At 46.4% G+C, this 6863-nt stretch carries 6 protein-coding genes; 4 read left to right on the forward strand and 2 right to left on the reverse strand.

The window, feature by feature from the left end; translation table 11 throughout:
• Positions 1 to 24 precede the first annotated feature (24 nt).
• The 3 genes from ABGY95_RS06890 (at position 25) to ABGY95_RS06900 (ending at position 2899) form a co-directional block, all read left to right on the forward strand.
• A complete protein-coding gene (locus ABGY95_RS06890; protein WP_347440956.1) occupies positions 25 to 771 on the forward strand; it encodes a DUF2071 domain-containing protein in 747 nt (248 codons plus the stop codon).
• Between the two features lie 119 nt (positions 772 to 890).
• On the forward strand, positions 891 to 1580 hold the full coding sequence (locus tag ABGY95_RS06895; protein ID WP_347440957.1) for an SDR family oxidoreductase: 690 nt from the start codon (positions 891 to 893) through the stop codon (positions 1578 to 1580).
• A gap of 71 nt (positions 1581 to 1651) precedes the next feature.
• Positions 1652 to 2899, forward strand: a complete 1248-nt coding sequence (locus ABGY95_RS06900; protein WP_347440958.1) for an NAD(P)/FAD-dependent oxidoreductase — start codon at positions 1652 to 1654, stop codon at positions 2897 to 2899.
• A 98-nt stretch (positions 2900 to 2997) separates the two neighbouring features.
• Here ABGY95_RS06900 and ABGY95_RS06905 read toward each other — a convergent pair whose 3' ends face one another.
• Both ABGY95_RS06905 and ABGY95_RS06910 read right to left on the reverse strand, forming a co-directional pair.
• The gene (locus tag ABGY95_RS06905; RefSeq protein ID WP_347440959.1) at positions 2998 to 5253 is read right to left on the reverse strand and encodes a response regulator; all 2256 of its coding nucleotides are present in this window, start codon (positions 5251 to 5253) and stop codon (positions 2998 to 3000) included.
• A 13-nt stretch (positions 5254 to 5266) separates the two neighbouring features.
• Complete coding sequence (locus tag ABGY95_RS06910; RefSeq protein ID WP_347440960.1) at positions 5267 to 6145, reverse strand: PhnD/SsuA/transferrin family substrate-binding protein; 879 nt, start codon at positions 6143 to 6145, stop codon at positions 5267 to 5269.
• Between the two features lie 393 nt (positions 6146 to 6538).
• Between ABGY95_RS06910 and ABGY95_RS06915 the strand changes: the two genes are divergently transcribed.
• Complete coding sequence (locus ABGY95_RS06915; protein WP_347440961.1) at positions 6539 to 6745, forward strand: hypothetical protein; 207 nt, start codon at positions 6539 to 6541, stop codon at positions 6743 to 6745.
• The last annotated feature ends 118 nt before the right edge of the window (positions 6746 to 6863 follow it).

Raw genomic sequence — 6863 nt, forward strand, 5'->3', positions numbered from 1 at the left:
TAAAAATAGAGTCTCGCCACCGACATGAACCAGCCCACTGACCAGCAGCGGATCGATGCCCGAAAAAAGCCGAGCTCAGCCGTGGTGATGCGCCAGAACTGGAGTCACTTACTCTTTCTCCACTGGGAGGTTTCTCCAGATACAATTCAGCAAAGACTACCCAAAGGGCTATTTGTAGACACTTTCGGTGGGAAAGCCTACTTGGGGATAGTGCCCTTTTTTATGGAGAAAATACGTCCATCCTACTGCCCTAGCGTGCCAGGATTATCCTGGTTTAAAGAACTAAATCTCAGAACCTACGTCTATGATAAACACGGCAAGCCTGGTGTCTGGTTCTTTACTCTCGATTGTAATCAATGGCTCGCTGTCAAGATCGCTCGTAGCCTATTCCACCTTCCATATAACCACGCCCAGATGACCTCCGATCTGCTATCTGATCAGCTTGTTTACACATCAAAACGCAGCGGTGACTCGATAGATCAGGTCTTCCGATATCCTAAGAATATTGCCACTCATCAAGTAGCGAAACTGGGCTCCCTCGATTTTTTCTTGTTAGAACGTTACCGCCTATTTAGCCAACGTAAAAACGGCTCCATCTTCGAGGGCCGTGTGCACCATCAACCATATCGGTATCAACACCTTGATAGGACTCCACAACCCACTAGACTGTTCTCACTCTGCAACTTTACCGAGCCGGATACGCCTCCCATGTCGGCCATCATTGCGGCCACTGTCTCAGTCCATATTCACCCTCTCCACCGGTCTACATAGCAGCCTAGTTACCCGGTAAAAACTGCTGGCCGATAATTTGTCCCTTGCGAGAAACCAACTTGAGGTTACCCTACCCCATGGTATCTTGATGTATGTCGTAAGCTACCATGCATTAAATTATGGCTAGAATATTATTAGTAGGTGGCAATTCGGGAATCGGATTGAGTTTGGGAAAGCAGCTTATTGCGCAGGGAGACGAACTTATTCAATGGAGTCGCCATTATGGTGAGCTGGTTGACGTAGGGGCTCAGTACTACCCCTTAGATTTAGCCAGCGAACTCGTTCTTCCTATCGATGGCGAGCTAGATGGGGTAGTCTACTTGCCCGGAACAATAAGGCTTAAACCATTTCATCGTATTGGTCTTGAAGAATTTAGAGAAGACATGGAGGTCAATGCTTTTGGGGCAGCTAGGGTTTTGCAACTAGCATTGCCCCTACTAAAAAAATCTCCTTCAGCGTCTATCGTGTTATTTTCATCCGTTGCCGCGGCCCAGGGCCTCGTTTTTCACACCTCTATCGCCATGGCGAAGGCTGCAGTCGAAGGACTCACCCTTTCATTAGCTGCTGAATTAGCACCTAAGATTCGAGTAAACGCTATTTCACCATCACTGACTGATACTCCCTTAGCTTCAAACCTACTCAATACTGATACCAAACGTGAAGCGTCAGCAAACAGACACCCGCTCAAGCAAGTCGGAACCCCCGAAGGAATTGCAAAACTCGCCAACTACCTTCTCAGTAGCGATTCAAATTTCATCAGCGGCCAAGTCTTTCATGCCGATGGCGGCATGAGCTCGCTAAGAGTTTGAGGATTAGGTCATTCGAATTGCTCGACACCAATCATCCTAACCGTCGTCATCACTAAGCTTACCGTCTGATCATGCCCTCACCCGAAGTCATTATTATTGGCGCAGGTCTCTCTGGTCTAGCATGCGCTCTGGAGCTCACCAAAAATGGAGTTAACGTGCACTTACTCGAACAAAGTGATGCGCCGGGTGGACGTGTCCGCACTGACTTTTTCGAGGGATTCCTACTCGATAGAGGCTTCCAAGTTTACCTAGATGCCTACCCAAATGCGGGCCAACTTTTGGACCTCGACGCGCTTAATCTTCATCCTTTCCAACCAGGTGCGATTATCTTTGAACATGGCAAAAGGCATCGCCTGATGGATGTTTTTCGTTGCCCACGTCACCTCGTATCAAGCGCCTTATCACCCATGGGTTCTCTGCTCGATAAGCTCCTAGTGGCTAAGCTGCGATTTTCACTCAAATTCGCATCTATCGAGAAAATTCAGACTCGGAAAGATGTAACAACGAATCTCTACCTCCAGAAATTTGGATTCAGTAAAAGCATGATCGATCGATTTTTCCGTAGTTTCTATGGTGGTATCTTCCTCGAAAATGAACTCAGCACTTCCAGTAGAATGTTCGAATTCACTTTCAAAATGTTTACTGAAGGTTCTGCCACATTGCCCGCCAAAGGGATGGAAGAAATACCCCGCCAACTTGCAGCACGGCTGCCCGCTGGCACACTGCGCTGCAACTCGCCAGTATCTAAAATCGATGGCGCAGATGTAGTGCTAGCATCTGGCAAAAAATTAAGCGCTGACCAGATCGTCCTCGCCATCCCTAGCGATGCAGCACAGCAGATATGTCCCGCATTTATTTTACCTGATCTCAAGTGGAGGTCGGTAACTAACTGCTACTTCGCAGCGCGTAACTCGCCGTTCGGTGAATCAATCATCGCTCTATCTGCTGATCCTAATAGCTTGATCAACAATCTTTCGGTACCCTCGGATCTCTCCTCTGATTATGCACCCGACGGACAATCTCTGATATCTGTTTCCATTCTAGGGATTCACGATGAGACTGATTTGCTAGCACGAGTCCTCGCTGAGCTTCACACATGGTTTGGGGAAGAAGTCGATACGTGGCGTCACCTGCGCACCGACCTCATCGCTCGTGCCCTGCCCGAACAAGCCCCTAACACCAAACAACCAGCAAATGCTGTGAAGGGAGTTTTTCTATGCGGAGATCAACACGCAACGAGTTCCATCGAAGGCGCTATCACCTCCGGCCTAGAGACAGCGAAACGAATCCTAGAGGAACGCAAGCCATCGGAAAGTTGAATGTTCCCAGCCCCTGCTGGGTCCAATCTCCAAAACCACCGCAACCCCAAAAAGAAAAGCTCATCCAAAGCCAACTAAGCCAACTTTAACGCTGAAAATCAAACAATTATGTCAATGTGATCAGTCAGTACGGCTTTTAATCGTTTGAGGTCAAAGGGCTTGGCAATATAGCTATTCATTCCCACTTCAATACATTTCATCTTGTCTTGATTATAGGCATTGGCCGTAACAGCAATAATACATATGCCCGTATTGTGAGCCCCAGTGAAGCCTTCCCTAATCTTTTTAGTCGCCTCGATACCATCCATAACGGGCATTTGAATATCCATAAGTACGCAACTAAAGGAATGTTCTTCCTGCAGCATATCTATAGCTTCTTGTCCGTTCGTTGCAAGTTTACTAGTGAAGCCTAATTTCTTGAGTAATAATTGGGTAAGTTTGGCGTTAACTGGGTTGTCTTCGACGACAAGCGCGCACAAGCCCCCTTCATTAGCCACGTCAATGGGTTGTGATATGCTCTCTTTTTTATCTAGTTCAGCTTTGCTTACACTGCTGAGAACAGATTTTAGGAGCGCACCTTTACTAAGTGGACGATGAATGACCTTAGCTATTTTTTTAAGCTCTGGCACATATTCATCAACTTCGAACCGTGACGGACTAATTGCTAGCATTGGGGGGGCCTCAGCAGACTTCTCTTGCTCACTTACAATAAACTGCCGGTGGCCGCTTAAGGACTCAATAATATCAATAATAACACAGTCTATAAGCTCGCTATCCCTCAATACCCTTGATGCCTCGCCAAAATTCTCGGCTAAGATAACCTCAGCTCCCCATTGCTCGAGCGTCCACCTCACATGCTTAAAATCAGAGGGATAGTCATCTACCACTAGCACTCTTAACCCTTTCATATGACTAACTCTGGGATCGGAATCAAAATCGCTTGTGGCTTTCTGACTAGGTAAGCGTAATACAAATGTGGAACCTCGACCAGGTGATGACGTCGCTGAAATTGAGCCACCCATGGCTTCTATCAATTGACGACAAATAGCTAATCCTAGACCAGTTCCTCCATACTCCCTGGTCGTCGATACGTCTGCCTGCTGGAATGGAGCAAAGAGGCTTTCGCTAATGGCTGGGTCAAAGCCAATACCTGTGTCGTTTACTGTGATTTTAATAAATCCCGCATCCAAGGAACTCACTTTCACCGAGATAAAGCCTTTATCGGTGAATTTAATAGCATTCGAAATAAGGTTAACCAGTACTTGGCCCAGACGACTAGCGTCCCCTTTTTGATATCGCTCAACACCTTCATCAATTTGGTAGTGCAGCTCGATTTTCTTACTAGCTGCAGCCTTGGAATAGAGATTCAGGGTGTCTTTGATACACATTTCCAAGTCATAGTCCACCTCTTCAAGCTCAAGCTGGCGGCTCTCGATGCGAGAAAAATCAAGTATATCATTTATGATGGTGAGCAGATTTTTGCCACTCATATCGATTAGTTGCAGGTACTCATTTTCTTCCTTAGGCAGGTCAGATTTGAGTAAGACCTCAGTGAAGCCCAATATGCCGTTAATTGGTGTTCGTATCTCGTGGCTAACCGTCGCTAAAAAGTCACTTTTGGCACTCGAGGCCTCATCAGCAGATTGCTTAGCCTCTGCCAACATGCGCTCCCGTAAAGCACTTTGCTTTATTGACTTCCTGAGCTCATCTAAAGCCTGACTCAGTTGGTAGATTTCTAAGCTTCCGTGTGGGATCTCCTGAGCCGGCCTACCTTCCACCGTTAAATAGGTGAGCTTTTTATGCAGTCGAGTAAGGGGTCGAGTAAGCAGGTAGTGCACAGATAGAAGTATGATAGCTGTATAAATTGCCAGAGTCACGCCAATGACCCAACGGAGCTCTTTATATTTCTCTATCACAGCTTGTCGCTGCTCACTGATATCCCAGCCTGTTGAAAAGTAGCCAAAGGTCTCGCCCATAAATATAACCTTATCGCTGTGCTCGAATAGATATTCATAGCCTGCTTGCCCCCCCTCTCTTCTCCACTCCACCAGAGGCTTATAGTCCTCATTGGTAATTTGTACTGTATTGAGCCCAGGCTCTTTTAGGGCAATCTCAAGGACAGCGCTTTCGAGTATTTCTATATCTTCAGAGATTATTGCCTCCGCAGCGACTGCGGAGAAAACCTCAGCAAGTCGGCGATTCTGAGCCTTCAGTCCTTGCTCCTGATTACTAAGAAGAATGGCCTGCAAGATATGGCTTCCCAAAAATATAAGAACCAATGACAAACCACCTAATACAACACTGAGCTGTATCCAAAGGGGCAGAGGGTGCCTAGTTCTTAATTTAAGAGACATCTAGCAGACACTTTTATTCTTTTCCCATAAAGGCTGCATTATTGAGCATTGATTGACGAATTATGGAGTAATCACTATCACTTCCTTTCAAAAAACCTTGCTTACCTAGCGCTTCCAGTGCCTCTCCATCCTCGATGCTCAGAAGGGCTTTGCGAAGGGCCTCCAGAACTGACGGGGAAATCTCGCTATGCGTGATCCAAGGTTTGGTCACATTCTTAAAGCTACTGAGCACTCGGATTGGAGTCCCCTTAGCCACGAGCTTCTTAAATGTCCCTTCCTTCAACGCCCCTGCATCGAAGCGTCGGGCGCCAACGGCTGAACCAACGGCATCATGCCTCCCCAAGTAATCATAACTAATTAAATCTGAACACTTAATACCATTTTCCAAAAGTAGTTCTTGGGCAAGGTAGCGTCCAATCGTTGACTTCTCATTACCAAATGCGAAGCTTTTGTTTTTGAGCTCCGCGAGCGATTGTATCGGGCTATCTTGGTGGACGACAATTACTCCCTGAAAGGTCTTCTTCCCCTTGTTGGACTCAATTGCAATAATTTGAATTTCCTCATTTTGTTGCTTAGCTAGAATATACGAGGCTGGGCCGAATCGGGCGAAATCCGCTCTTCCCTCAGCAATATTCTTTATCGCGGCCTGGTAACTGGCTGTGATATCAATTTTAATCTTCACATCCTGCTCGAGATCTGCGGTAAGTTTTTGCTCTAGCCGATTCAGCAGTGGACGAAACTGAGCCACAACATCTGTCGGCTTATCAGTAGTGTACACCCCAAAAGTCAGCCTTAGCTCTTTAAGAGCTGGCGGTGAACTAACCTCATTCTCCTTTGTCTGCTTACAGCTGACGAGAGCCAATAAAATAAGAATTATTATAGGAAATTTCATAACAGTAATTATCATAGTGCTGTCTTAAAATTTATTGGCAACAAATATTGTACCTAACATGCTATACAATAATTGACTCATTCACTTTTAGCACACCCCAAAAGAGAATAACAATTCGGATTCGATAGCCAGAATATTTCAAAGACACACCGAAAATACAACCTTGTGTTGCGCCGTCGGCGCCATCCCCAGCCCGACCAAATCTCTGGGTCCTAGCCCCGCAAAACCTAAACACTCGGCATGAACTGGACCCTGCAATTTCGACAGGTAGTTAAGCTATCATTTTGATGATTGGGAGCGGTGAAGGCCACAAACTTAAAAACAACAAAATGAAAGCAAAACGCAAAACCATGCGAATCCGGGTACAAAGCACGAGTACCTCTAGAGGCACTCATGGAAGAGAAGACGATTCAGCAGATCGCGACAGAATATGACATACAGCCTGTTCCAGTTTCAGATTGGAAGGAACCAATGATGGTAAGGATGCCTGAGGTATTCAGCTCAGGCCGAGCGAAATCCCCTGAAGAGCAATATGAACGTGAGATAGCTCAGTTGCATGCCAAGATCCGACAGCAGGCAGTCGAGATTCATTTTTTTTAAGGGCACCTCCGGCAACTAGCGTTGGTGGTGCTGGAAAGAATTTCAAGCAAGGCAAGGCGTGATGATTGAACGGATTCATATCCGTGAGCGAAGAACAACGAAGCCCTGCGCAGAAAGT

Source organism: Rubritalea sp. (genome assembly GCF_039830215.1).
GTDB lineage: Bacteria > Verrucomicrobiota > Verrucomicrobiia > Verrucomicrobiales > Akkermansiaceae > Rubritalea.